Origin of the sequence: Spirosoma sp. (genome assembly GCF_026391055.1) — a bacterium.
Classification (GTDB): Bacteria; Bacteroidota; Bacteroidia; order Cytophagales; family Spirosomataceae; genus Spirosoma.
In genome coordinates, this window is sequence record NZ_JAPLET010000015.1 from 264099 (window position 1) to 289027 (window position 24929).

The window sequence follows — 24929 nt, forward strand, 5'->3', positions numbered from 1 at the left end:
TTTATTTATGCTCGACTTTCGTCTGAACGTTTTTTATACCGTTGCCAAACGGCTGAGTTTTACTAAAGCCGCTGCCGAACTCTATGTGACGCAGCCCGCCGTAACCAAGCACATTCAGGAACTGGAACACCAGTTCGGAACAGCCCTCTTCGATAGGCGCGGGAACCAGATTAGTCTGACCGCTGCCGGAAATGTGCTGCTCCGCCATGCCGAAACCATCATGGCTACCTACCGCCAACTGGAGTTCGATATGAACGCCCTCAAAGGTGAATCGGGGGGAATGCTGCGGGTGGGGGCCAGTACAACGGTGGCGCAGTACGTCATTCCGCCGGTGCTGGCCCGCTTTCGGGAGCAATCGGCCGATGTGGCGATCTCGTTGGTGTCGGGGAATACTGAGCAGATTGAACAGTTGTTGCTGAATAACGATATTGATCTGGGACTGGTGGAGGGCCGGACGCACCATAGTGATATTCGGTACACATCCTTCGTCAAAGACGAGCTAGTTCTCATCTGCCGCGCCGATCACCCCCTGGCCGATCGGGATGAGATTACGCTGGATGAACTGCGCCTGATTCCTATTGTGCTTCGGGAAAGAGGGTCCGGTTCGCTGGAGGTGGTTGAACACGCACTCCGGGGAGTGGGCGTAAAGCTTACCGATCTGACCATAGACATGCACCTGGGTAATACCGAAAGTATAAAGTCGTATTTGGGCAGCTCTCGTTGCATGGCGTTTGTATCGGTTTTTGCGGTGCAGCATGAACTCCAGGCCGGGAGTCTCAAAATTCTGGATGTCCAGAATCTCTCCATTCAGCGGGACTTATATTCCATTCAACTACAAGGCGTAAGCGAAGGACTGGCCGATACCTTTATGCGGTTTGCCCGCCAGCATTACAAACGCCGATGATAAACGCCCTAGCCTGTTATTGTGGCTAGCGCTTTTTTAACTTTTTCATAGAACACCGGCACTTTGACGCGCGGATCTCCTTTGCCAAGCGTTTCGATGGGGAGGTACCCCCGATAGCCGGAATCGTGTACGATACGCATGATTTTGCTAAGATCGGTTGCTTCTTCTTTACCGTCGTCAAACAGATTTTCCTTCAGTTGCCAGGTGGCGGCATAGGGTGCTACACGCGCTATCTGCTCGTATGGGTCACCAATTTTGAAGCTGCCAATGTCGAGGTTGACGGCCAGCCACTCGGAGTTGACCCGGCGTACAATGTCCAGAACATGATCGGCCGTTTGAATAAAATCGGCGTGATTCTGTAAAACAAGCATGACGCCCTGCCTGGCTGCATAATCCGTACATTCCCGAATGGCATCGACAACCCGGGTAGTTACGTCATCTCGATTGTAGTTCGTTGGCAGTTCTTTGCCCGTCCCCGAAAAGATACGAATTACCGGCGCTCCTAGTCGGGCGGCTACCCCTGTCCACTTCTTTACCAGGTCAATTTCTGCATTCAGGCGCGTGGTATCGGGCAGAGTAAAGTCATTTCGTACACCCGTTCCGCTGATATCGAGGCCCAGCCGAAAGGCTTTTCGCTTGATCTGATAGACATAACTATTGTCTGGTAAGGCCGGATACTTTGGAAAATAGTATCCCGTTGGGTCGACGGCGTCGAAACCCAGATCGGCGCAGAACATCAGCACCTGTTCGAGCGTCATCTGTCCACTCATCAGCGGCTCGTTGAAGGAATACAGGTTACAGCTTAACCGGATGGGGTTCACTTTATGTGCTACCCCACTGCTTACACTCAGGGCAGAGACCGTTCCGGCTGATGCAGCAAAAGGCAGGCTAGCCGCAGCAGTTCTGAGAAAAGTTCGTCGGTCTGAAGTGGGGGTAGGCATACGGTCTGGAAAGCTAGGGTTGTCGGCTTACGTTTGTCCGAAACCAGGAATGGGTTTTCGTATAAGGCAGTGAAATTGCTCTATCTACTTACCTGGCTAACTATGCGGCCAAAAGCTTTAGTCTTCCCCCATCCGGCGGCCCGGCGAAACTAGCTATGACTACCTGTTTTTTGTATTTTATCTTCTCATGTCTGGTCGGCTGAAACATTTTTCTGGAATGCTAGTAAACTCTCTTCAAAATTATATATTTTCGCTTAAGTCTCTGGATTAAAAATACTTGCAACGCCTGCATGGTAACATAGTCCAACCGTGCCAGCTATCATAAGCCATGGAAACACTTGATGATTCTATCCTCATGGCTGATGTACAGACTGTTATTACATTAGTCCATGGAACCTTCGCAACGCACGCTCCCTGGATTCAGGCAGACTCTCTTATGTGCCGGGCTTTGCATAAACACTTTGGCGATACTACGCAGGTTATTCCGTTTACCTGGAGCGGAGGTAATACACATTCGGCCCGACAGAAAGCATCGAAGCGTTTAAGGGATCATCTTACGGACCAGGTAGAAACATATAAAGATGCCCACCACTACCTGGTATGTCATAGCCATGGCGGAAATGTGGCACTACATGCCATTTCAGGCACGCCACTTGAAGATCAGATTTCGGGAGTCGTATGCCTGGCAACGCCTTTTCTTGTGGCACGCAAGCGCAATCTTGGAGGAGATTTGGGAAAGCACTTTACTGGAGCTGCCGGATTAGTCGTGGCTATAGTGACTGGAGTTATGTTCGGCATTTTACCATCATGGATTTCTCCTTTCCGAGTTCGTGCAACCGTAGGAGTGGGTCTAGCAACGTTACTTGTAGGTCTTCCAATGTATTTTATAGCTCAGCGGTGGCTAAAATTTGCCGATGGGCTATTAAAGGATTTAACGTCGCCAGCCATAGATCCGGAAAAAGTTATCATTATGCGTTCTCCTGCTGATGAGGCCTCCGGCGCACTTAGTCTTTTTCAGTTCGTTTCTCATTTGAGTGTACGTCTGTATACGACATTATTTGATTTGTACGAGTGGACCGAACGTGTTGCCGTGAAGTTGGTTAAACAGAAGCGAAGGTTGGTTACCACACTGATAATTTCAATAATCGTTTTCTCCGGATTGCTGTACGTTATTTTAAATGGGGAATACGGTAGCCAGTCCGATTGGTTTTCTACCGGTATATACTTGTTAGTAGTGTTGGTATTTTTTATTGGAGCATCGGCTTATTGCTTACTTACCGGGCGGGAGGAAAGCGTGACATTTTTCTTTCAGTTACCCGGAGCAGTTGTGGCATGGCCAGTAAGTCTTTTGTTAATTATTCTGTTGCTGCCCTTTGGCTGGGAAATAGCGCTGGCAAATATTCTGTTGGATGTAACAGCAGAGTCTACGCCAATAGGATCCTGGAGGGTACAGCTTTGGGAGCCACCCACCAGTGATTCATTGGTTGCCCGGCCTTTAATGCACAGTGTACTGTATGAAGATAGCCGTGTGTTGGAATCTATATGCCAATGGATTGAGAGCCGAAACAGTCGTATAGCCACATGAATACCGTGGATGCCCTCTTCACGTATTTAGAGCGTGGATTTTCTTTGTAACGTCGGTCGGTGTACCGCTCATTATGCCCTGAGGCTCAACGCCCGTCGGCATCACCTTGTACAACCACACCTTCCAGTAGCTCTCCGTGTTGGTGAAGATACTTTCCAGGTGGAGTCGATTTTCGGCAGCGTTATCAATAGGCACCGCCGAAATCACATACTCACCACCTAAGGCCATCAGGGCGTCCGTATCGATCTGTAAATGCTTCAGATGCGGGTGCTGCGTTTTGCCGAACAGGTAATTCAGGCCCAGCTCAGCCGTGTAAAGGTAAGTCCGGCAGGCGTAGGCGTCGTAATAAGCGCGCATATTCGGCGTCCCCTTCGCCAATTCTGTAGCGATAATCTTTCGGAATGCGTGTTTGTAGGGAAGGGGATAATTATTCTGGTAACTATCCAGCGTATAAAATCCGTTGAACTGCGCCACCGACGGGTGCATACCAAGGCAAATGACGCGATAGTCGGATTGTGGCTTGCCAATGTAATTCCGCAACTGCGCGAACTGTTTTTCGGCGAAGAAAGCCCGGAACGAGGGATGCTCATCTTCGGTAACGTGCCCCGTCATTTTGCCCACGTTGATTCTCCACTCTTTGTTGGCCACGATCATGGTTACGAGTTGGGCCACCAGAAAAAACTTTACCCATCGCCCATTAGCCTCAAACTGGCGCAGTGCCAGCGCAAACAGGATGAACCAGAGCGTTGGCAGCAGAAAATAAAATCGGTCGAACTGAAACACCCGGAACTTCATGCCCAGCGAACTATCGCCCAGCCACATGACCACGTAATGGTAAAAAGCGTGAATCAGACAGATGAGCAGTGCCAGCAGCGGTAAACCAATCAGCCACTTCGCCGACCGGAAATCGCGTTTTCGCAACGCCTGATACGCTCCCGCTATCGCTACGGCAAAAATACCCCGTGTCAGAAAGGCACCTGTGTTAAACATCGGCCACAGGAATAAATTCCGGGTGCGGTGCCAGCTGTTTTTTAGCTGCATAGACCGCAGCCGACCATAATTGAACTCAACCCGGTGGGAGATATACGTTTCATTGACAAAGCCGTAGATCAACTCCCATTCGCTGGCCAGATAAAGGAGCGAAAGCAGGAATAATCCACTGCAATAGTCCCAGTTCATCTGCCGGTCGCGAAGCATGACCACTAGGCCAATAAGCCCGAGCGCAACGCAGATGAACAAACCTGCCCAAACAAAAAAAGAGTAAAAAGGAAACAGGACGATAATGAGCCAGTTGCTCCAGTGACCCTGGCGGTTCAACAGATTCAAAAATGCAAACAGCAACAGCGGTTGCCCCGTTACCGATGCCCCATGTACAATATAGCAAGGCACGAGGGCAAACAGGAAAGCGACGCTTACCCGCGCTAGCGCCCAGTGCGACTCGGGCAAGACGTACTTTTTGAGTAACAGGTACATGCCCAGAAAGCCAATGCCATGAACCGCCACCAAATTGATGACGTGAGCGGTGTAGGGCGCTGCCAGATAAAAGGAGAGAACTTCAAGATTAAGCCCCGTCCGGAACGCCGACCGGGGAATTCCGCCGAAGGCAGTAGCGGCATGTGGGCCACTGCTCATCATATTTGGAATAACCGTGCTGAGGTTGAAGTCGAACGCGGTATTGGTGAGCTTGAGGAGGTACAAATAAAGAAAATCGCTGTCCAGATTATCATGCACAGTCAGGTGAGCACCTTCGCCGAGCCATACGTACGGGAAAACGTACAGCATAAGCAACCCGGCAGCAATGAACAGATACGTTTTTTCGGGATTTGTCGTAGCGAAGCGAGGTGGCATAGGGGACTGAAATGAACCGCGAAACTACTGAAATTCGCTGAGATGGCCGGAAGGTCAGAAAGCCGTTATGGTTTTTTGTACTTTTACACCGTCAACTCAATCATCATGCAATCATCATCTATCCTCAGCTTTTTGGCAGCGCTGATTCTGGCTGCAACGTCATTACAAGCGCAAAATCGCCCTGCCAAAGCAGTAGCTTCCCGTTCGGCCATAGCTGCCGCACCGATAAAATTTCCTGAATTTAGCCTGTCCCGTGCCGAAGTGGAAGCGCATATCCGGTTTCTGGCCTCCGATGAACTGGAAGGCCGCCGGACGGGCGAGCAGGGTAACCGGGTGGCAGCTCGCTACATTGCCGAACAGTTTCGGCAACTGGGTTTAAAACCTGCCAGTACAACCGATGATAAGCCCGACTATTTTCAAACCATAACGCTGGAAAAAGTCAAAGCGGCCAGCTTGGCCTTTATGCTCATCGGCAAAGATACCCTTCATCTGGGCAAGGAACTGGTGGTGATGGCGAGTGGGCCAGCCAACATATCCGGTGAGGTTGTATACGTAGGCTATGGCTTAACAGACGGTGACGATGGCTACAAAGGACGCGATGTAAAAGGCCGGATTCTTGTCGCGCAGGGCGGTTCGCCCGACGCGAAGGGGCCTCGCGAAATATTCAATGCCTCTGCGGCCAAGCGAAAACTGGCTGCTGAGAAAGGAGCAACTGCGCTTATCGAACTCTATAGCGAATCCATTCCCTGGGGCTTTGTCAATCAGTATTTCAACCGCGAGCAGATGAGCGTTGTCACTACCGGAAACAGTAGTTCGCCGTTGACACATGTGTGGATCAACAATGCCAATAACCAGTACAAACAGCTTAAGGAAGCGGGTCAGACTGTTACCATCCGTACATCGGGCCGGGCTCGCGTAACAACCTTGTCGGCGAATGTGGCGGGTATTATTGAAGGTGCCGACCCAATCCTCAAAGATGAATATGTGATTTTATCTGCTCATTTCGACCATATTGGCGTAGGGAAAGCAAGTGGAACGCCCTACCAGCCGGGCGACAGTATTTTCAACGGTGCGCGGGATAATGGGATGGGCACGGTTGCCATTTTGGAAGCGGCCAAAGCTCTGTCGCTGCAACGGCCAAAACGGTCGGTACTGGTGCTTGCGCTAACGGGCGAAGAAGTGGGTTTGCTGGGTAGCCGGTATTATGCCGACCATCCGCTCGTACCCTTAAAACAGACGGTTTTCGACATGAATATCGACGGCGCTGGGTATAACGATACCACCATCGTGTCGGTAATTGGACTGGAACGAACGGGGGCAAAAACTGAAATCGAGACAGCGGCTAAAGCGTTTGGTCTGGGCATATTTGCCGAACCAGCCCCCGAGCAGGGTTTATTCGACCGCTCGGACAACGTAAGTTTTGCTGCCAAAGGCATTCCTGCACCGACGTTCTCGCCCGGTTTTAAATCGTTCGACGACGCCATTCAGAAATATTACCACCAGGCCATCGACAACCCCGAATCGCTGAATTTTGCCTATTTTCAACGGTTTTGCCAGGCCTATGCCTATGCCGCCCGCCTGATCGCGAACCGGGCTACGCGCCCGCAATGGTCGGCGGGGGACAAGTACGAAGCCGCCGGAAAAGCATTGTACGGCCAGTAGAGACGCAAAGGGTTGCGTCTTGCTTTATATGTGTTTGCATTCTGTCAGGTGTAAGAACGCCCTGGATGATAAATAGTAGAGTTTAGCGAAATCAGCTTTTTACATAGACGACAAAACGAACAATTCATCCGTCCGAATAGCCGCCTATCACACCGGAAAACTAAACGAGTCATCGCAACGTTTATTTATTGATAAAGACACCCAGACATGTTATTCAAATATCTGTTCATCATCACCCTCATTATTCTGTTTGTGCCGCCCGTACGCCGGTTTGTATTTTACCTGCTCGTTGGCCGACAGTTGGTTAAGCAACAAAAACAGCAGGCGTCAGCGTCTGGCAGGAGCCGGGAAGGTGAAGTACGGGTAAAAACAGCGCCCAAAAAGGGAGATTCTTCTTTTACCGGTGGTGAATATGTCGACTACGAAGAAGTAAAGTAAACTCGCTATAAACAGGGAAGCCCGGCACACGTCCATTACGTTGCCGGGCTTCCCTGTTTATAGCGGTTATTGTTCGTGTTCCTGTTTGTACTTTACGGCCAGCCCCGTCATCACGTAGCCGTTGTCGGTCATGGAGGTGTAATAGCTGTAGCGTACCGAAACCAGCGCATCGGCACCAAGTTTTTTGGCTTGCAGCGTCAGGCGGGACAGCATCAGTTCTTTCTGCTGCATGTCGTTGCCCCGGCTGAGCATTCGCCTGTTCCCCGATTGACGCGCTTCGAGAGGCACTTCGCCTTTTATTTCCAGGTCCTGTAGTGGCGCAAACGGGCGTTCGGGTCGTTGCGTATCATAAAACACATCGACCGGGTAGTTGGGCTTGTTTTGCAGGTAAACCGCAGGCCTGAAACAGCCGGTCAGGCTAAGTAAACATAGGGCAAAGGCCAGCTTTTTCATGATTGGGTGGTCATTGATGTCAAAACGTCGGCTACAACGGCTGGGTAATGGGTATGCTCCAGCGCCTGGACCTTCCGGGCAATATCGTCCGGCGTATCGGTTGGTACTACCGGGCAACTGGCCTGAAAAATAATCTGCCCTTCGTCGTATCGTTCGTTCACGTAGTGAATCGTAATGCCCGACTCGGTTTCTCCCGCGGCTGCAACGGCCTCATGTACAAAGTGACCATACATACCCTTACCCCCAAATTTAGGCAATAGTGCCGGATGAATATTGACAATTTTATCCGGAAACGCCCGCACCAGACCGGGCGGCATCAGCCACATAAACCCAGCCAGTACGATCAGATCAATATTCTGGTTGATAAGGAGTTGGGTTATTTTGTCAGTATCGTAGAAAGTAGTCCGGTCAAAGAGCACTACTGGAATGTGCAAACGCCTACTGCGTTCGATAACACCCGCTTTAGGGTTGTTGGAGACGACCAACGAGACGGCTACCTCGGCGTTATTCGCAAAATACTCAGCAATTTTTTCGGCATTGGAGCCGGAACCGGAAGCAAACAGGGCTATGCGTTTCAAAGTAAGTCAGTAAGTCAGTTAGTAAGTCAGTAAGTGGCTAACGCGAAAGCAACACATGCGTCAGCTACTTACTGACTTACTAACTTGGGCGCAGCCACTTACCAACTCATTTAACCCAAAATTACAACTTTTACCTATTTTTGTGGGTACTCGCTCTATTCCAATGCTGGCAACTCATCAACTTAGGTTTGACTACGGCCCTACTAAACAGTTCATCTTTCCCGACGTTCACTGCGCCGATCGTGAGGCCTTGCTGGTTTTAGGGCAGTCGGGTACCGGCAAAACTACGTTTCTGCATTTGCTGGCTCTGCTGCTGACGCCTAAAAGTGGGTCTGTGCTGATCAATCAGACGGATTTGACGAAGCTGAATACGGCTGAAACCGCGGCTTTCCGGGCCAAGAACTTAGGCATCGTCTACCAGAAACCCCACTTCGTCAGCTCTCTGTCGGTAATGGATAACCTGCTGATGGCGAATTACTTGGCTAACAAACCGCAGGACAAAACCCGCGCCCGGGAGTTGGCCGCCCAACTCGGCTTTGGCGATCATCTGTCGAAGAAGACAAATCAGCTAAGCCAGGGAGAACAGCAGCGGGTAAGCATTGCCCGCGCCGTGATGAACCAGCCCAATGTCATTCTGGCCGATGAGCCAACCTCCAGCCTCGACGACGAAAACACCAGCCGCGTGGTTTCACTGCTGCGTCAGCAATCGGAGCAGATCGGGGCCAGTTTGCTGGTTGTTACGCACGACCAGCGCTTAAAAGATGCCTTCGAAAATCGGGTCAATCTGTAATATTTAATCGGCTACTGATGCCCGTCGCCGGATTCCACTACCTGTATGCCTAAATTTCTCCTGTTACTTTTCCTGATTCCGTCGCTAGTAATTGGCCAAAATCGGAAGAAGAAAGATTACCTCGTGTCGCTTAATACACAGTACGGAACGATGCGGCTGGTGCTGTACGATCAGACGCCAAAGCACAAGGAAAACTTCATTAAGCTAGTTGACCAGAAATTCTACGATAGTCTGTTGTTTCACCGGGTCATTCCCATGTTCATGATTCAGGGGGGCGACCCAAACTCGCGGAATGCCCAGGCCGATCAGCCCCTCGGAAACGGTAGTAACGGCTATAAAATCCCGGCGGAGTTTGTGCCGACGCTATTTCATAAAAAAGGAGCCTTGGCGGCTGCCCGCGACGGCAACCCCGAAAAAGCATCGAGTGGCTGCCAGTTCTACATCGTGCAGGGCCGCGTTTGGGACGATGCCGGGTTGCAGACGCAGCTGAAGCGTGTTGAAGCCATGAAAGGACATGTGCCTACCGATGAACAGAAACAGGTTTACAAAACCCTTGGTGGCGCACCCCATCTGGATGGGAATTACACCGTATTTGGTGAGGTCATCGACGGGCTGGCCATCGTCGACAGCGTAGCCAAGCAACCGCGCAACGAAATGGACCGTCCGGAAAAAGATGTTCGCATGTCCATGACCGGGCAATGGGTAAAGAAAAAGAAAATTACGAAGCAGTATCACTATCAGTATGTAGGAGTGAGGAGCGAGAAGTGAGGAGTTGCTGACGCAAGGCAAATTGCTGGCGTCAGCAACTCCTCACTTCTCGCTCTTCACTTCTCGCTCCTTTTATGAAAAAAATCCTCCTCACCGGTGCCAATGGGCTACTGGGCCAAAAACTGGTTGGTCTGCTTACGAAGCAGCCGAATGTTGAACTGATTGCCACCGCACGGGGTGAGAATCGACTCCCGTTCTCGGATGGGTACACGTATCGGGCAATGGACATTACCGACCGGCAGCAGGTGCTGGATGTGATTGGTGATGTGCGCCCGGACGTAGTTATCCACGGTGCAGCCATGACCGATGTGGATAAGTGCGAAGTACAGAAAGATGCCTGCTGGGCGCAGAACGTACACGCTGTGGAATACATTATCGAAGCTTGCCGCGCTACAAATTCCTTTCTGGTTCATGTGTCGACCGACTTCATTTTTGATGGGGCAGCCGGCCCTTACGACGAAGATGCCGAAGCAAACCCTATTAGTTTTTACGGGTGGAGCAAGCAGGCGGGCGAATCGGTCGTGCGGCACTCGGGCATTCGCTGGGCCATCGCTCGAACGGTGCTGGTATACGGTATTGCCCACGACATGAGCCGCAGCAACATTATTCTATGGGTTAAAAAGTCGCTGGAAGACGGGAAAAATATAAAGGTAGTGACCGATCAATGGCGCAGCCCAACCCTGGCCGAAGATCTGGCAATGGGATGCTTCCTCATTGCTGACCAGGAAGCGGAAGGTATTTTCAATATCTCGGGCAAAGAGGTCCTCACCCCCTATGAAATGGCCATTCAAACTGCCGATTACTTTGGTCTCGACAAATCGCTGATCGCTCAGGCTGATGCGTCGACTTTTACGCAGGTGGCCCGTCGTCCGCCCCGCACCGGCTTCATTCTGGACAAAGCTCGTACGGTACTGGGTTACGAGCCGCACAGCTTTGCCGAAGGAATCGCCGTTTTGGCTGAGCAGCTTAACTAGTTGTTGGTTATTGTTACTGGTTACTGAGTCATGAGCGATCAGGGGTAGTATTACTAACGAATCAACCAGTAACAAGTAACGACTCACAAAAAGCTGTTCTATGAGTAATATGAGCCTTACGCCGGTTGTAACCATTATTATGGCGACTTACAACCGAAGTAATATACTGCACTATGCGGTTCAAAGTGTACTGCGGCAAACCGAGACCAATTGGGAGTTACTGGTTATTGGTGATCACTGTACTGACGATACAGAGGCCGTAATGGCCTCTTTTAGCGATTCTCGCATTCAGTTTATTAATCTGGAAACTAACGTTGGGGAGCAGTCCGGGCCTAATAATATAGGTTTGCGGCAGGCCAGAGGAACATATATTGCCTTCCTGAATCATGACGACATGTGGTTTCCGGAACACCTTGCGGTGTGTCTGGCTGCCCTTCGTGCGCAACAGGCGGATCTTGTATTCACTCTGGGAGCCGTTATGATGCCGGACGAGCAAATCGTTCTGTCGGGTATTCTACCCGCTAACCGATATAATCCCGTGTATTTTGTGCCCGCATCCAGTTGGGTTTTTCATCGCTCGGTTGTGGATGATGTGGGCGAGTGGTATTCCTATAAAAAGTTATGGCTGGTACCCTCGCACGACTGGCTTCGGCGGGTAAACCAACATGGGAAAACGATTTCAATAATTCGGCAATTAACATGGCTCGCTATTCCTTCAGGAGCCCGTAAAAATTCCTATCGCGAACGACAGTCGCGGGAGCATGACTATTACTTTACTGAACTGAGTACCAATCCTGCTTTTAAAGAAGACCTGATGACTCGGGTAGCTCTGGCGTTCTCTGAAAAAGAGAACCGCTATGAGGGAATTGGAATGATTTGGCAGGGGATAAAAAATATACTTAAAAAACAGGTAATTGCTGCTGGATTTGTTCCCCTTGAATTGCGATTGATGTGGCAATACCGGCGTAAAGGAGAGGGGCTTAATTATTTACGCAGAATGCGCGGACTTCCTAACCTCAATCAATAATGAATAATTGGTATATCGATGGATTACAAAAGGACAAGCAGAGTATAACCGCCGACTGGATGATGCACCGTCAGTCCCTGATTGCGGGTGTTGAGGTGCGAGAGGTGAAAAATGTCATTAAGAGCAATGGCCATTTAACCGAGATCTACCGCAAAGACTGGCAACTGGACGATTCGCCGGTCGATCAGGTCTTCCAGATAATGATGCAGCCGGGAGGAGTCTCCGCCTGGCATGCGCACGAGTCGACAACAGACCGTTTGTTTGTTACATCGGGTACAATGAAAATCGTTTTGTACGACTCTCGTCAGGATTCATCCACGTTCGGGCAGATAAACGAGTTCCTCGTCAGTGATTTGCGTCCGCAGTTGATCTCCGTTCCTCCTCAGGTCTGGCATGGGGTAAAAAACATAAGCACCAGTGCCACTCTTATGCTGAATCTGGTAGATAAAGCGTATCAATATGACGATCCGGACCATTGGCGTGTACCGGCCGATAGCCCGGCCATTCCGTACAAATTATGATACTTCACCTGAAAGCGAAGCCCGGTAGTAAGGTTGATCAACTGTTCTACGATGCCGCCGGGCAGCTTAATGCGAAGATCAGGGCTCCGGCGCAGGATGGAAAAGCCAACGTCTATCTGGTCGAATTTCTGGCGAAGCAACTCGGTATTTCCAAATCGGGCGTGACCATTGTAGCCGGGTTCACTAATCCGCATAAACGCATTGAGGTCGACATATCGGAAGAAGTACTTACGCGTTTTTTGACTCAACTGCGATAGACGGTAGCCACCCGGACGACGTTTGAAACGACAACAAAAAAGGCCCGACTACGTGTAGTCGGGCCTTGTCATGCAATTAGATTAGATTGGGTGATCGTTTACCGTTTATCCCACCAAACACGAGTGTCCAGATCATCCGGTCCCTGCCGCGTAACGGCTTCCTGCCGATTGGCAGTGTTTACGGCGATTTCGGAATCCGGATAAGATAGCCGATTGATGAAGCTGCCCTTGATCTCCTTGCCTGGATAAGGGTTAGGCGTCAGGGTCGGGAACCCACTCCGCCGGAAATTAGCGAACACTTCGGGGCCATTCAGGAAAGAAGCTATCCAGTACTGCGTGTTGATCAGTTCCAGCCCTTTGGCCGCGCTGTACGGGTTCTTGGCCAGGTAAGCCGTGATATCGGCATCGGCAACCAGCGATGTAGCGGCATAATCGCCCAACTGTTTCATATGCGCCGTAACCCCGGCGTTGTAAAAGTCGGCGGCATTGCCGGTGGTCCAGGTGCGTTGGGCGGCTTCGGCCAGCAGGAGTTGCGTTTGCGCGTAGGTAACCAGGAAGCAGGGGGCAAACTGGCTGCCCATACGGGTGCGGTCTAACTGGCTGTAATCGTAAAAGCTGGCCAGACCGTCCTGTGTAGCTCTGGCTGTAATGGTGCCATTGTCAAAGCCGAGAGGCATGCCTATTTGGGCAGCTACTTCACGACTGGCACGGGCGGCTGTTTGCTCGGGACCACTTTTCGCACCTACGTAGCGCACTGCGATGGAGGTCAGCCGCGGATCGGATGTTGACTTGAGGTAGTCGACAAACGTTTTGGTCAGGTAATAGTTGGCTGCTTCGGTTGAGTTAAGCGTAGCCCCCACGCCATTGGTGTAGTTGGCGTTGTTCCGGATCACCGCATTATCGGCGTTCGATTGCATGAGGCCACCAGTTACCGCCTTCTGGACGGTCGACTGCGCCAGAGTTGGGTTCACTTTCGACAGGCGCATACCTACCCGCAGCAGGAGTGAATTACCAAATCGTTTCCATTTTGTAATGTCGCCACCATAGGTGATTTCACCGGCCTCCGTTGGCTTCGACGCGTCTAATGCCGTCGATGCTTCCGTCAGTTCTTTGATAATATCGTTATAAATGCTTTCCTGCGTATCGTACTTGGGTGTTACATTGTTTGCAATGTAGCCTATGCCCGCCTGTGTGTAAGGAACATCGCCATAGGTATCCGTTAGCACGGTGAACGCATAGGCTTTCCAGATCCGGGCCATGTTGTAGAGATTGGTCCGGTTAGGATCAGCTTTGGTTTGGTTGATCACGTCGACCAGATACCGAATAACGTTCTGGTAGTATTGACGCCAGATAGCCCCGTTAACGCCCGAAGGCCCCCGGTTGTCGATGTTGTAATTGCCCCCGGCAACGATCCCTGAGTTGGGGGTGAACATCTGCTGAACAACAGGCTCCTCGAAGGTTAGTATACTGCCCGGAAATGAGGTGCTGATCATGGCATTATTGAACGTAAACAGCGGGTTAAGCGCCGTTGCTGCTGTTGGGTTTACGTTCAGTTCATCGAACCCTTTATCACAACTGCTTGTCGTAAAAAGCAGGGCAACCAGGGGTATATATAAAAGTGTCTTTTTCATGAAAGTAGTAAAGTTTGTGTCCCCTTGGGGGTAGAGGGCTTTTTAGAATTTAACATTCAGGTTAAAGCCGATGCTGCGCGTTGTTGGTAAACCGGTCGATTCCAGACCGATCAGGTTATCGGAGCTAAAGCCAAATTGCTCGGGGTCGATATTTGGTACCCATTTTTTGATGATGGCCACGTTGTTGGCCACAGCACTCACCCGGATTCCTTTAATAAACAGGCTTTTAGGTAGCATCTTGGTGAAGTCGTAACCAAGGCTGATCTGGCGGAGTTTCCACAGGCCGGCATCATACACCACCTGCTCGCCCAGACTTTTGGAACGGCCTACCGAGTAGTAATCCTGCACAAATGCCCGAACGGCGTTTACTTCACCTTTCTCGTTGACGCCAACACCCACCATTTTGTTATCGGTTTCGCCCCGGCCAACCAGTGTTTCTTTCTGTAATCCGTGCCGGAAAGCGTTCAGGTTGGTACCCGAAATCATTTTGCCGCCAAGCTTAAAGTCGATCAGGACGGAGAGATTGACGCCTTTATAATTAAACGTGTTGGTAATACCACCCGTATACTTAGGCAAGGCCGAACCAAACGAAATGGGAGCCGGTGTACGCACGGGCAAGCCATCGCCCCCGTGAATGATACGTCCCTGCGCGTCGCGCTGGTAGCCGAAACTGTATAACTGACCCAGTTCCTGGCCAACCACCTGCCGAAGATCACCTACGTAAATACCCGTACCGACCACAATCTGCTCGGCCTGTTTGTCTTTGTTATAATCTCTCTCGGGCGAGCCGTCGTCGTCGGTTAGGAGCCGGAGTAGTTTCGTCTTGTTATAAGCCCCGTTCAGGGTTATGTCCCAGGAGAAGTCCTTAGTGCGAATAGGTGCGAGGTTTAGCAATATTTCAATGCCCTGATTCTGGCTCTGTCCACTGTTGATCAGGGTCGAGGTGTACCCTGAGGCATCGGACGACTGGGCCTGTACGATCTGGTCGCTGGTGATCTTTCGATAAACGGCCATGTCCAGGCCAACCCGGTTGTTGAACAACTTCAACTCCAGACCAACCTCGGTCTCAGCCGTACGGCTGGGTTTGAGCGTGGCGCTGGGCACGGTACCGGACGTAATGTTACCCACCGGCTGCCCCTGTCCTGCCGGGTTTGGGAACAGGTTGGCATTGACCGAATAGAATAGGTTGTTCGAGTAGGGCGCTACGTCGCCGTCGCTACCCACTTCCGCATAAGCAGCCCGGATCTTACCGAAGTTGATAAAGGAAGGCAGGTTGTTGAAGGCCTGCGAGAAGACGAAGCTACCCGTTAATGAAGGATACAGAATGCTGCGGTTGGCTGGCGAAAGGGTAGAGAACCAGTCGTTGCGTAGCGTACCGTTCAGAAAGAGGACGTCTTTAAACGAAAATTCGGCTGCTGTGTATAGCGAATTAACTTTCCGTTCGCTCAGACCATAGGTGGGGTCTTTCACCCGTCCGTTCTGCGGCACGTATAAGCCCCGCACAATGAAGTCGGTTACCTGCACACTGTTGAGGTCGCTGCGACGGTACAACTGGTTACCACCAACGGTAAGATCAATACCGAATGCGCCAAACTTGTGATTGGCACCAATCAGGAAGTCGGCGTTGATTTCGCGGAAACGGCGGGCTTCCTGTACATACGCCCCGTTTACAAAACCGGCTGGTGCCGCTGCCAGAGAGGCCTGCCCCGTTGGGAAGTTATAATCCTGATCGCGTGACCAGTAATCCTGTCCAACCCGGCCTTGCACATACAGCCAGTCGGCAACGTTATAACGTGCGGTAATGTTGCCGAACAGACGATCCCGGCGAATGTTCTCAAACTTGTTGTTGAGGACAAAGTATGGATTCGTGCGGTTCATAAAGCGCGAGTATACAAACTCGTTGCCCGTAGCCGGGTTGATCTGGTTGGCTTCCAGTACATCCAGCGGCATGGAGTTGGCCAGTGTGTAAATTACCGTTGGCGTACTGTTGTCCTGCTGGGCAATCTGTGGCGGGTTTTTGTTGTACTCGTTGGAGTAGTTGAGCGTTCCCGTAACGGTTAACCGTGGCGACAGGTTGTAGCTGAAGCCAAGGTTCATCGTCTTCCGGTTAAAGGTGTTGTTACGCGTGATGCCTTTGTTATCCAGGTTGGCGATAGACAGGTTGAACCCGCCTTTCTCACTGCCCGACGATACCGCAACCGAGTTGGTCCAGGTCGATCCATCCCGGTAGAAAGTATTGATCCGGTTACGAACGGGCGCGTAGGGCACCGTTACACCCCCGAACAGTACCTGTGTCTGACCGGCAAATCTCTCCCCGAAACTCCATACGCCCGATGTTGGGTTGGCCGCTGTTGGCCGCACGCCATATTCCCCCTGTCCGTAATCGTACTGGTAATCGGTATAATCCAGCGGGTGATCGCTTGTGAAGTTGCTGTTAAAGGTTACACCGATACCCTGGCTGGTGCCTCTGGTTTTGGTTGTAATCAGAATGGCACCGTCTTTGGCGCGGGAGCCATACAGAGCCGCAGCCGTACCGCCTTTCAGCACCGTCATTCCCTCAATATCATCCGGGTTGATGGACGAAAGACCGTCACCACCGTCGGAGTAGTTCCGGTCGCGGTTACCAATGGAGTTGTCGCCACCGGTATTACCGTTGTTCTGGCCAAAGTTAGTGTTGTCGATAGGGACGCCGTTCACAACAATAAGCGGGCTGTTCTGTCCTGAGAAGGATGACTGACCCCGGATACGAATCTTACTCGTTCCGGCGGCACCCGTACCCAGGCTGCTGATGTTGACACCCGCAATCTTACCCTGTAAGGCATTGATGAAATTGACCGTACGGTTGGTGGTAACCTGTTCGGGATTGACGATCGCCGTGGCATAGCCCAGCCGTTTAGCTTCTTTTTTGATACCTAGCGCTGTTACAACCACTTCGCCCAGATTTTGCTCGGCTTCCTGAAGCGTTATTGTTAATTGAGTTTGGTTGCCGATGGCCAGTGACTGCCCAGCGAAACCAATAGCGCTGAACACCAGCGTAGAGTTGGCTGGTACGTTAAGCGTGAACGAGCCGTTGGCATCGGTCGTCGTTCCCAACTGAGTATTTCTAACTAAGATTGTTACGCCTGGAATAGGCTGCTGGTCCTTGCCAGCTATGACCCGACCTGTAATGCGCCGATCCTGTGCTAACGCAGTATGGCTTATCAGGAAAGTAGCCCAGACTGCCAGCAGACAGGCGCTAATCCTCGTTCGTAAATTGTGTCCCATTTTAAATTAGATTGGTTTTAAGTTTTGCTATTTAAATTAATCCAAAAAAATCTTCATTAAATTACAGAACTCTAAAGATAATAATTTGCTGCATTTACTTTACGATTTTGATCACTGAATAAAATTTGGAAATCTTAAAATAGATATTCACCTTTGTCTACCAGACAAGGGGGATATATCCTCCAAATACGCTCGTTATTCAATGAAATTTGCCCAACAACCGGCTTATCTACGCGAAAACGCCTATTTATCATCCATTCGTGCGACTATGACGATGGGTATGTGTTGTTGTTGAGGTTTCTGTAAAATGCCTGCCTTGCTTTAAATAGACGACAATCGCCCCCAGTTTTTTGACAGCCAATAAATGAATTTTTATTAACCATAATACTATACTTATTCTGTATAGTAAATAGGAAATAAGGTAATTAACTTAATTGACAGTAACATTAATTCTTATGGTAGCCATATCAAACAACCGGATTGCCACGCAGCCAACGCAATTATTGACAGCCGACGAACGGGCTTTTTTCGAAAAAAATGGATTCCTCCATATCAAAAACTTTGTAAGCCGCGACACTGTGCAGCTTTTCCTGTACGAATTGCAGCAGGTAGAAGCGGAATGGATTACCGAAAAAGTTGATAAGATCAACGGTATCCCCATAAAATTCGGTCGGGATGAAAACGGAAAGCCTATCGTTCAGCGGTTTGCGTTTGCCTCGCTGTTTAGTCCGGTTCTGCATGAGTTTTTACAGGATGAGCGCCTTAAAGAACTGACTCAGTTGTTAAAGCCATACGATGGTCGTATTGGCGAAGAAGAGAAAGACGGGCTGGTTGTGAATCACTACGTTCGTACGCCGGAGAGCAACTTCTCTAAGATGGGCTGGCATACCGATAGCCCGCGCGATCTGTTTTTGGGGCAGCGGATTCGGCCGATGCTGAACGTGGGGTTACACCTCGACGACTGCCCCATGAGCAACGGCGGGCTACGCGTACTGCCGGGTACGCACAAGCAAAACACCCTGCTCACGCTATTCCGTAAACGTCAGTTCATCGACCACCGCCCCGACCCGCGCGAAGTTGGGTTCGATATTGAAGCGGGCGATCTGACCATCCATAACGGGAGTTTGTGGCATCGCGTTGAGCAGTCGCCAAACGAAGGGGCCTCCAGCCGTCGCCGGGTCATGTATATCCCACTGGTGACGGGCGAGTACCAGCCTAAAAATACCGCCAGCAAAACGCCGTTCTATCACCGGTTAGGGGCTAAAATCCTTCGGTAAAAATTCTTTTGAGGAATAACCCGATACGCGATGCACTACAACTGGCTTGCTTTAGCTGTTCCGTTTTTTCTGCTCTGCATAGGTGTAGAATACCTTGTAGCGAAAAAACAGCAGAAGGATTATTTCCAGTTCAATAGGTCGGTGGCGAACCTCAATGTGGGTATTGCTGAGCGGCTGCTGGATGTTTTTACGACCGGCGCTTTTTACTTCGTGTATGACTACCTCCATCGGCACTATGCCCTGTTCGACATTCAGGCTAATCTTTGGGGGTGGGTTAGCCTGTTGGTTGCCACCGATTTTGTCTGGTATTGGTATCATCGACTGGCGCACGAAATCAACGTGTTCTGGGCGGTTCATGTCGTGCATCACCAGAGCGAAGACTTTAATTATACTGTCTCGGCGCGTATTACGGTATTTCAGGCAATAGTCCGAACAGGTTTCTGGGCAATTTTGCCGATCGTTGGTTTCCCGGCGGAGATGATTACCGGGATATTGCTCGTGCACGGTTTATACCCGTTTTTCATTCATACCCGTACTGTTGGTAAGTTGGGCTGGCTCGAGTATGTATTCGTGACGCCTTCGCACCACCGGGTACACCACGCCTGCAACCCGCAGTACCTCGACCGGAACTATGGCGACATGTTTATCATCTGGGATAAACTGTTTGGCACTTTTGCCGAAGAAGAGGAAGAGCCTGTCTATGGCCTGACAAAACAACTCGACAGTCATAGCTTCCTGTGGCAGCATTTTCATGGCTGGCTTGAGTTGGGTGTCGCCGTACAGCGGGCAACGAGCTGGCGGGCAAAGCTGTCCGTATTATTCGGTCGGCCGGATACTGTCGACCCAGCCATCCGTACCGAACTGGAGCGGCAGTTTTTGTCGACCAACGCTGCAGGACGCGCGGCTACCCATAACAGAAGTCGCCGGTTTAGGGGATATGTTGTGGGGCAATTGGCCGGAACACTGCTTATTTTATTCACGTTTCTGCTCGTTGAAAAGAGCATTCCCGGCTACCTTCAGCTGCTTGCCGCCTTGTTCATCCTGCTGACGGTTATCAATTGTGGGGCATTGCTCGAGCAGCGCCGGTGGGTACTCTACCTCGAAATTGGCCGCGTGGCAGTGCTGTGGCTGGCGCTGTATACCCTGCTGGGTTATCCGATGTTTATTGTCCTGGCCTACATTGGTGGGCTGGCCATCTGGGCTTATTTCTCCCTTGTTAAAAAGCGCTATTTTCAACTGGTATACGGAGGTTGATTCAGCTTGTCTTTCACCTGCAAACGCAAATACCCATGACACTCGAATTTCAAAATGAATTAGGCGATATACGCTCGGTAACAACGCTGCCCCGCGACAAATCGGTTTCGGTTAAGCCCCTGCTTACGGGCGATCTGGCCCCCTTTTTCAGTCTTACCGGTGCGCCAAACGACTGGCGGGCTTCGGTCTTCGGTCAGAAATTGCCCAAAGCGGCCACGTCTATTCTCGATCTGATAAACGTGCGCCCACTGGTCGTCAGCTTTTATTGCCCCTGCTGGGGACGCTATGCCCGGCCATACCTGGAGTCGCTGGTTCGGCTGAATCAGGCTTTGCTGGCCGTCGATGCCGAATTGGTTGTGTTTTCAAACGAATCACCGAGTATATTGGCCCGTCAGATAGGTGAGCTGGATTTTCGGGTGGCGTATGATGCCGAATCGACAGTAGCCCGGCGGTTCGGGGTCTACAGCGAAGACCACCCTGTTTGGGAGCGTATTTCGGGTATCTCGGAAGACGCCTTTACACCGGCGTTGTACGTAATTGGGCAGGACCGACGGATTGCCTACCATGTGCTGGATGAAAACTTCGACCGGTCGCTCGATGCCGAATCCATTGTTTCTGCTGTTTATCATCTTAACCAGGTGCATCATGAAGTTTACTAGTCACTCTGTCGGACCTTTAAATAACTACTCGCGGTGTTTTTTCGGCTTATGGTTTCTGGCAATGGCGGCCTCCGTTGGCTGGCGTAATGCTGAAGGCCCGTCCTACAAAGAGCAGATTGATGCCTGGCATCAGACGCGAATCAACTCCCTTAAAAGCGAAACCGGCTGGCTAAATCTGGCCGGACTGTTCTGGCTCAGCAACGGAAAGAACTCGCTCGGACGCGGCACCGACTTCGATCTGGATTTTCCGGTTGCCGATGCACCCGCCGATTTGGGTGCGCTTTACCTGGAAAACGGCCATGTGCGCTTTGTGCCCAAAGCAGGCGCAGCCGTTCTGGCCGATGGCAAGCTCGTTACCGGGCCGCTGGTTATTTTTGCTCCCGATCAGAAACCGCTTGTGCTGGCACATGGCTCCCTGCGCTGGTTTATCATCAAGCGGGGACCTAAATATGGTGTTCGGCTCCGCGATCTGGACAGCCCGCAACTGAAAGAGTTTCAGACCATCAACCGCTATCCCGTCGATGAAAGCTGGCGGGTAAAGGCCCGGCTTGAAACTCCATCGACACCCACGACCATCCCGATCATTGATGTGCTGGGCCTGACGTCGCAGCAGCCGCTGGCGGGTACTCTGGTCTTTGAACGGGCCGGAAAAACGTATCGGCTGGATGCCGTTGAAGAGGGAGACAAGCTCTTTATCCTGTTCGGCGATCCAACAAACGAACATGAAACCTACGGGGCCGGCCGATTTTTATACGCCGACAAGCCTATTTCCAACGCCGGAACAGGGCTGGTCGTTCTTGATTTTAATCAGTCCATCAATCCGCCCTGCGCGTTTACCCCGTTTGCCACCTGTCCCATTCCGCCGAAGCAGAATAAACTGACAGCGGCTGTAACGGCGGGCGAAAAACGATACGGCGATCATTGAGCCGCTGACTTAGGCTGGCGTGGGTATTTACCCGTGCCAGTACGGAAGTAGACAATCTTCTGTAATTTGATTCGTGTAGTAATTAACGTATAATGAGTACACCGATAACAACAAGGGCCGCGCTTACTTCCAAACTGCCCAACGTAGGCACCACGATTTTTACAGTCATGTCGAAGCTGGCGGCCGAGACGGGGGCTATCAATCTGTCGCAGGGCTTTCCCGGCTTCGACTGTTCGCCCGAACTGGTATCGCTGGTTGAGAAATACCTGCGCGGTGGGTTCAATCAATACGCTCCCATGACCGGCGTTCCGGCCCTGCGGGAAGCACTGGCCCAGAAAACCTTCGCTGAGTACAACGTTTCCTACGACCCGGAATCTGAAGTGACGGTTACGTCGGGTGCTACCGAAGCCATCTTCGCGGCTGTCACCGCCGTTGTCCGCCCCGGCGATGAAGTGATCGTGCTGGAACCCGCCTACGATAGCTACGTACCCGCCATTGAACTCAACGGGGGCATGCCTGTTTATGTGACATTGACCCCCCCGGATTACGCCATCGACTGGCAGCAGGTTCGTGAAAAAATCACGGACAGAACCCGACTGATTCTGGTCAACACACCCCATAATCCTACCGGCTACGTCTGGACGGCTGATGATCTGAACCAACTGGCCGATCTGATTCGCGACCGCAACATCTGGATTGTGAGCGATGAAGTGTACGAGCACATCCTGTTCGATGGGCGGAAGCACCACTCGCTTATGACTCACCCCGAACTTCAGGAGCGCACTTTTGTTGTGGGATCTTTCGGGAAGACGTTTCACATTACGGGTTGGAAAATAGGCTATTGTCTGGCACCCAAAGAACTCAGTGCGGAGTTTCGGAAAATCCACCAGTACCTGACATTCAGCACCGTTACACCCATTCAGTACGCTCTGGGCGACTACCTGCAGGAGCCGGTGCACTATCGGCAGTTGCCCGATTTCTACCAGCGTAAACGCGATCTGTTTCTGGCTGGTTTGCAGGGTTCGCGCTTTACGTTCAAGCCCGCCGAGGGGAGCTTTTTTCAGGCCGTATCGTATGCCGCTATTACCGATGAGCCTGATTATGACCTGGCCATACGACTAACCAAAGAAATCGGGGTGGCGTCGATTCCGGTTTCGGTATTTTATAACCAGAAGAACGATTATAAGCTCTTGCGGTTCTGCTTTGCCAAAGACGATGCCGTGCTGATTCGGGCGGCCGAACGGCTGAGTCTTCTATGATCGCAAGTTTCTATGTTATTAATGGTTAAATAGTTATGTATAAATCGGTTGACTGTCCTGTTGATGGGGTTCAGGTAAATGAAAACAAGGTACGTGTTGTCGCTTTTCTGGTTTTGCTGATTGGGATAGCGTATCTGTTTACGGGCTATTGGCCGTTGCCTGTTGTGTTGTTGATCGACTTCGGCCTACGGGCGTTTGACTTTGGTAAATTGAGTCCTTTGGGTCGACTTGGTGAGGGTATTGTACAGGTCTCCCAACTGCCGTTTCGCCCAACCGACCAAGCTCCGAAGCGGTTTGCTGCCGGGGTTGGCTTCGCATTCGCTATTCTCATTCTGGCATTGTATTTTCTGGAAATCAGCCCAGGTATTCCGACCAGTGTACTGGTTATGTTTGCCGGGCTGGAGTCGTTGGCCGGTTTTTGTGCAGGTTGTTATGTTTATTCGTTTCTGAAACGCATCCACCTGATCAATCAATAGCAACCCCTATGCCCCGCATTTTGCCCCTCTCCGAAACCGAAGCGACGCCCGATGTGCAGGCCGCTTTCGACGCGCACATAACAGATCATCCTGGTAGCCGCATCACGAATATGAAAGCTACGCTGGGGCGGTCGTTGTTGTCTTTTCAGATTTACATGCAGTGGTACCCGCTCTACGACCAGGTGAAAGCGATTGTCGGGAACCGGCTGGCGTACCTGTACGCTCATGCTATTTCGGAGGGGTCAGACTGCCCCGTTTGTTCAACGTTTTTCCGGCGGATCATCATCGACAATGGCGAACGCCCCGAAGCCATCCAACTGACCAGTGACGAACAGAACCTTATTGATTTTGGTAGTGCCATCGCCCGGAATAAAGGTGAAATCCCGGACGAGCTGTATGCACCCATTGCCGACCGATTCACCGATGAGCAGATCGTCGTACTGGTAGCCTTTGCCGGGCAGATGATCGCCACTAACGTGTTCAATAACGCACTGAACGTTGACGTCGACGAATACCTCTATCCCTATCTTCCCTTAACTCAACCCGAAAACCCCACCAACATACATGGCTGATCTGCGTGGTCAAGTAGCATTTATTACCGGAGCGGCCCACGGGCAGGGGCGGGCTGTCGCGCTGGCGCTGGCTCAGGAAGGTGTGCACGTCATAGCCTTCGATCTGGCCAAGCCGATGGCTTATCCCGGTTATGCCCTTGGCTCCGGGAGTGAACTGGATTCCCTGAAACAGATGGTAGAAACCTTTGGCGTTTCGTGCCTGACGGCTCAGGGCGACGTTCGACGGGACGAGGATATCAAACGCGCCGTCCATGCTGCCATGGAGAAACTGGGTCGCATTGATATTCTTTTCAACAATGCGGGCATCTGCGCGTATGGGCTGGTACACGAACTACCCGAAGAGGAGTGGGATGCCATGCTCGATATCAACTTGAAAGGCGCCTGGCTGGTAGCCAAACGGGTAATTCCGATCATGATGGCGCAAAAATCCGGGGTGATTCTCAATAACTCGTCCATTGCCGGATTGCGGGGTATGAATAGGTTGAGCCATTACGCGGCCTCAAAATGGGGGCTGGTAGGCCTGACGAAGTCGTGGGCCATTGAACTGGCTCCGTATAATATCCGCGTCAATTCCATCCACCCGACGGGTGTCAACACGCCCATGAACGACGGCCTGGCCGAACTGGAAGGCACGACTACTCAGGAGATTGCCGAACGCTCGGCTGGAAACCTGCTGCCTGTTCCCTGGGTAGAGCCAGAAGATGTGTCGGCGATGGTGCTGTTTCTGGTATCGGATAAAGCGCGGTATGTAACGGGTTCGCAGTTTGTGCTGGATGCCGGTTTGCTGACGCGCTGAGTTTATTCATCATAATGTAACTTAAGTAGCCCTGTTAACGAGGGCTTTTTTTATGCCTGATTATGAAGAA

The 24929-nt window shown here is 51.3% G+C and carries 24 protein-coding genes; 18 read left to right on the top strand and 6 right to left on the bottom strand.

Annotated elements, in window-relative coordinates:
• Positions 1–7 precede the first annotated feature (7 nt).
• Positions 8–904 (top strand): LysR family transcriptional regulator, encoded by an 897-nt coding sequence (locus NT073_RS06755; RefSeq protein ID WP_297370718.1) that lies wholly within the window; start codon positions 8–10, stop codon positions 902–904.
• Positions 905–912: 8 nt separating this feature from the next.
• Here the strand turns inward: NT073_RS06755 and NT073_RS06760 are convergent, their stop codons facing one another.
• The gene (locus tag NT073_RS06760) at positions 913–1845 is read right to left on the bottom strand and encodes a sugar phosphate isomerase/epimerase family protein (protein WP_297370721.1); all 933 of its coding nucleotides are present in this window, start codon (positions 1843–1845) and stop codon (positions 913–915) included.
• Between the two features lie 328 nt (positions 1846–2173).
• On the opposite strand from NT073_RS06760, the gene NT073_RS06765 reads away from it, so the two are divergent.
• Positions 2174–3430 (top strand): alpha/beta fold hydrolase, encoded by a 1257-nt coding sequence (locus NT073_RS06765; protein WP_297370724.1) that lies wholly within the window; start codon positions 2174–2176, stop codon positions 3428–3430.
• An 18-nt stretch (positions 3431–3448) separates the two neighbouring features.
• Here NT073_RS06765 and NT073_RS06770 read toward each other — a convergent pair whose 3' ends face one another.
• Entirely contained in the window at positions 3449–5278 is a 1830-nt protein-coding gene (locus NT073_RS06770) for a DUF6044 family protein (RefSeq protein ID WP_297370727.1), read from the bottom strand.
• A 105-nt stretch (positions 5279–5383) separates the two neighbouring features.
• Between NT073_RS06770 and NT073_RS06775 the strand changes: the two genes are divergently transcribed.
• Together NT073_RS06775 and NT073_RS06780 are read left to right on the top strand one after the other, a co-directional pair.
• Positions 5384–6940 carry a M28 family peptidase gene (locus NT073_RS06775; RefSeq protein WP_297370730.1) on the top strand — a complete coding sequence of 519 codons (1557 nt, stop codon included), beginning with the start codon at positions 5384–5386 and terminating at the stop codon, positions 6938–6940.
• Positions 6941–7147: 207 nt separating this feature from the next.
• A complete protein-coding gene (locus tag NT073_RS06780; RefSeq protein WP_012929301.1) occupies positions 7148–7378 on the top strand; it encodes a hypothetical protein in 231 nt (76 codons plus the stop codon).
• A gap of 66 nt (positions 7379–7444) precedes the next feature.
• Here NT073_RS06780 and NT073_RS06785 read toward each other — a convergent pair whose 3' ends face one another.
• Together NT073_RS06785 and purN are read right to left on the bottom strand one after the other, a co-directional pair.
• The gene (locus tag NT073_RS06785; RefSeq protein ID WP_297370735.1) at positions 7445–7831 is read right to left on the bottom strand and encodes a hypothetical protein; all 387 of its coding nucleotides are present in this window, start codon (positions 7829–7831) and stop codon (positions 7445–7447) included.
• Positions 7828–8409 carry a phosphoribosylglycinamide formyltransferase gene (purN, locus tag NT073_RS06790; RefSeq protein ID WP_297370738.1) on the bottom strand — a complete coding sequence of 194 codons (582 nt, stop codon included), beginning with the start codon at positions 8407–8409 and terminating at the stop codon, positions 7828–7830. Before purN ends, NT073_RS06785 begins: the two co-directional genes overlap by 4 nt.
• A gap of 163 nt (positions 8410–8572) precedes the next feature.
• Here purN and NT073_RS06795 point away from each other — a divergent pair, with 163 nt between their 5' ends.
• The 6 genes from NT073_RS06795 to NT073_RS06820 all read left to right on the top strand — a co-directional run bounded on the left by NT073_RS06795 (position 8573) and on the right by NT073_RS06820 (position 12746).
• Complete coding sequence (locus tag NT073_RS06795) at positions 8573–9199, top strand: ATP-binding cassette domain-containing protein (protein ID WP_297371648.1); 627 nt, start codon at positions 8573–8575, stop codon at positions 9197–9199.
• 45 nt (positions 9200–9244) lie between these two features.
• On the top strand, positions 9245–9967 hold the full coding sequence (locus NT073_RS06800; protein WP_297370742.1) for a peptidylprolyl isomerase: 723 nt from the start codon (positions 9245–9247) through the stop codon (positions 9965–9967).
• 74 nt (positions 9968–10041) lie between these two features.
• Positions 10042–10941, top strand: a complete 900-nt coding sequence (locus NT073_RS06805; protein WP_297370747.1) for an NAD(P)-dependent oxidoreductase — start codon at positions 10042–10044, stop codon at positions 10939–10941.
• A 100-nt stretch (positions 10942–11041) separates the two neighbouring features.
• Positions 11042–11968: a glycosyltransferase family 2 protein gene (locus NT073_RS06810; RefSeq protein ID WP_297370751.1), complete on the top strand. Its 927-nt coding sequence runs from the start codon at positions 11042–11044 to the stop codon at positions 11966–11968.
• Positions 11968–12489 carry a dTDP-4-dehydrorhamnose 3,5-epimerase family protein gene (locus tag NT073_RS06815; protein ID WP_297370755.1) on the top strand — a complete coding sequence of 174 codons (522 nt, stop codon included), beginning with the start codon at positions 11968–11970 and terminating at the stop codon, positions 12487–12489. The genes NT073_RS06810 and NT073_RS06815 overlap by 1 nt, the downstream gene beginning before the upstream one ends.
• Positions 12486–12746 carry a DUF167 domain-containing protein gene (locus NT073_RS06820; RefSeq protein WP_297370758.1) on the top strand — a complete coding sequence of 87 codons (261 nt, stop codon included), beginning with the start codon at positions 12486–12488 and terminating at the stop codon, positions 12744–12746. The genes NT073_RS06815 and NT073_RS06820 overlap by 4 nt, the downstream gene beginning before the upstream one ends.
• A gap of 98 nt (positions 12747–12844) precedes the next feature.
• Here the strand turns inward: NT073_RS06820 and NT073_RS06825 are convergent, their stop codons facing one another.
• Positions 12845–14377, bottom strand: coding sequence for a SusD/RagB family nutrient-binding outer membrane lipoprotein (locus NT073_RS06825; RefSeq protein ID WP_297370761.1), 1533 nt, complete (start codon positions 14375–14377; stop codon positions 12845–12847).
• Between the two features lie 42 nt (positions 14378–14419).
• Positions 14420–17641 (bottom strand): SusC/RagA family TonB-linked outer membrane protein, encoded by a 3222-nt coding sequence (locus NT073_RS06830; protein ID WP_297370764.1) that lies wholly within the window; start codon positions 17639–17641, stop codon positions 14420–14422.
• Between the two features lie 455 nt (positions 17642–18096).
• On the opposite strand from NT073_RS06830, the gene NT073_RS06835 reads away from it, so the two are divergent.
• From NT073_RS06835 to NT073_RS06870, 8 genes are all read left to right on the top strand, one after another.
• On the top strand, positions 18097–18918 hold the full coding sequence (locus tag NT073_RS06835; RefSeq protein ID WP_297370767.1) for a phytanoyl-CoA dioxygenase family protein: 822 nt from the start codon (positions 18097–18099) through the stop codon (positions 18916–18918).
• A gap of 30 nt (positions 18919–18948) precedes the next feature.
• Positions 18949–20172: a sterol desaturase family protein gene (locus NT073_RS06840; protein ID WP_297370770.1), complete on the top strand. Its 1224-nt coding sequence runs from the start codon at positions 18949–18951 to the stop codon at positions 20170–20172.
• 35 nt (positions 20173–20207) lie between these two features.
• Complete coding sequence (locus NT073_RS06845; RefSeq protein ID WP_297370773.1) at positions 20208–20831, top strand: redoxin domain-containing protein; 624 nt, start codon at positions 20208–20210, stop codon at positions 20829–20831.
• Positions 20818–21756, top strand: a complete 939-nt coding sequence (locus tag NT073_RS06850; RefSeq protein ID WP_297370775.1) for a DUF1684 domain-containing protein — start codon at positions 20818–20820, stop codon at positions 21754–21756. Before NT073_RS06845 ends, NT073_RS06850 begins: the two co-directional genes overlap by 14 nt.
• Before the next feature lie 92 nt (positions 21757–21848).
• Entirely contained in the window at positions 21849–23015 is a 1167-nt protein-coding gene (locus tag NT073_RS06855) for a methionine aminotransferase (protein WP_297370779.1), read from the top strand.
• A 35-nt stretch (positions 23016–23050) separates the two neighbouring features.
• Positions 23051–23491, top strand: coding sequence for a DUF4395 domain-containing protein (locus NT073_RS06860; RefSeq protein ID WP_297370781.1), 441 nt, complete (start codon positions 23051–23053; stop codon positions 23489–23491).
• 8 nt (positions 23492–23499) lie between these two features.
• The gene (locus NT073_RS06865) at positions 23500–24063 is read left to right on the top strand and encodes a hypothetical protein (protein ID WP_297370784.1); all 564 of its coding nucleotides are present in this window, start codon (positions 23500–23502) and stop codon (positions 24061–24063) included.
• Positions 24056–24859 carry a mycofactocin-coupled SDR family oxidoreductase gene (locus tag NT073_RS06870; protein ID WP_297370787.1) on the top strand — a complete coding sequence of 268 codons (804 nt, stop codon included), beginning with the start codon at positions 24056–24058 and terminating at the stop codon, positions 24857–24859. Before NT073_RS06865 ends, NT073_RS06870 begins: the two co-directional genes overlap by 8 nt.
• Positions 24860–24929 lie beyond the last annotated feature (70 nt).

Coding starts and splice junctions, on each gene's coding strand:
- NT073_RS06755 (WP_297370718.1), top strand. CDS start 8: ATGCTCGACTTTCGTCTGAACGTTTTTTATACCGTTGCCAAACGGCTG.
- NT073_RS06760 (WP_297370721.1), bottom strand. CDS start 1,845: ATGCCTACCCCCACTTCAGACCGACGAACTTTTCTCAGAACTGCTGCG.
- NT073_RS06765 (WP_297370724.1), top strand. CDS start 2,174: ATGGAAACACTTGATGATTCTATCCTCATGGCTGATGTACAGACTGTT.
- NT073_RS06770 (WP_297370727.1), bottom strand. CDS start 5,278: ATGCCACCTCGCTTCGCTACGACAAATCCCGAAAAAACGTATCTGTTC.
- NT073_RS06775 (WP_297370730.1), top strand. CDS start 5,384: ATGCAATCATCATCTATCCTCAGCTTTTTGGCAGCGCTGATTCTGGCT.
- NT073_RS06780 (WP_012929301.1), top strand. CDS start 7,148: ATGTTATTCAAATATCTGTTCATCATCACCCTCATTATTCTGTTTGTG.
- NT073_RS06785 (WP_297370735.1), bottom strand. CDS start 7,831: ATGAAAAAGCTGGCCTTTGCCCTATGTTTACTTAGCCTGACCGGCTGT.
- NT073_RS06795 (WP_297371648.1), top strand. CDS start 8,573: ATGCTGGCAACTCATCAACTTAGGTTTGACTACGGCCCTACTAAACAG.
- NT073_RS06800 (WP_297370742.1), top strand. CDS start 9,245: ATGCCTAAATTTCTCCTGTTACTTTTCCTGATTCCGTCGCTAGTAATT.
- NT073_RS06805 (WP_297370747.1), top strand. CDS start 10,042: ATGAAAAAAATCCTCCTCACCGGTGCCAATGGGCTACTGGGCCAAAAA.
- NT073_RS06810 (WP_297370751.1), top strand. CDS start 11,042: ATGAGTAATATGAGCCTTACGCCGGTTGTAACCATTATTATGGCGACT.
- NT073_RS06815 (WP_297370755.1), top strand. CDS start 11,968: ATGAATAATTGGTATATCGATGGATTACAAAAGGACAAGCAGAGTATA.
- NT073_RS06820 (WP_297370758.1), top strand. CDS start 12,486: ATGATACTTCACCTGAAAGCGAAGCCCGGTAGTAAGGTTGATCAACTG.
- NT073_RS06825 (WP_297370761.1), bottom strand. CDS start 14,377: ATGAAAAAGACACTTTTATATATACCCCTGGTTGCCCTGCTTTTTACG.
- NT073_RS06830 (WP_297370764.1), bottom strand. CDS start 17,641: ATGGGACACAATTTACGAACGAGGATTAGCGCCTGTCTGCTGGCAGTC.
- NT073_RS06835 (WP_297370767.1), top strand. CDS start 18,097: ATGGTAGCCATATCAAACAACCGGATTGCCACGCAGCCAACGCAATTA.
- NT073_RS06840 (WP_297370770.1), top strand. CDS start 18,949: ATGCACTACAACTGGCTTGCTTTAGCTGTTCCGTTTTTTCTGCTCTGC.
- NT073_RS06845 (WP_297370773.1), top strand. CDS start 20,208: ATGACACTCGAATTTCAAAATGAATTAGGCGATATACGCTCGGTAACA.
- NT073_RS06850 (WP_297370775.1), top strand. CDS start 20,818: ATGAAGTTTACTAGTCACTCTGTCGGACCTTTAAATAACTACTCGCGG.
- NT073_RS06855 (WP_297370779.1), top strand. CDS start 21,849: ATGAGTACACCGATAACAACAAGGGCCGCGCTTACTTCCAAACTGCCC.
- NT073_RS06860 (WP_297370781.1), top strand. CDS start 23,051: ATGTATAAATCGGTTGACTGTCCTGTTGATGGGGTTCAGGTAAATGAA.
- NT073_RS06865 (WP_297370784.1), top strand. CDS start 23,500: ATGCCCCGCATTTTGCCCCTCTCCGAAACCGAAGCGACGCCCGATGTG.
- NT073_RS06870 (WP_297370787.1), top strand. CDS start 24,056: ATGGCTGATCTGCGTGGTCAAGTAGCATTTATTACCGGAGCGGCCCAC.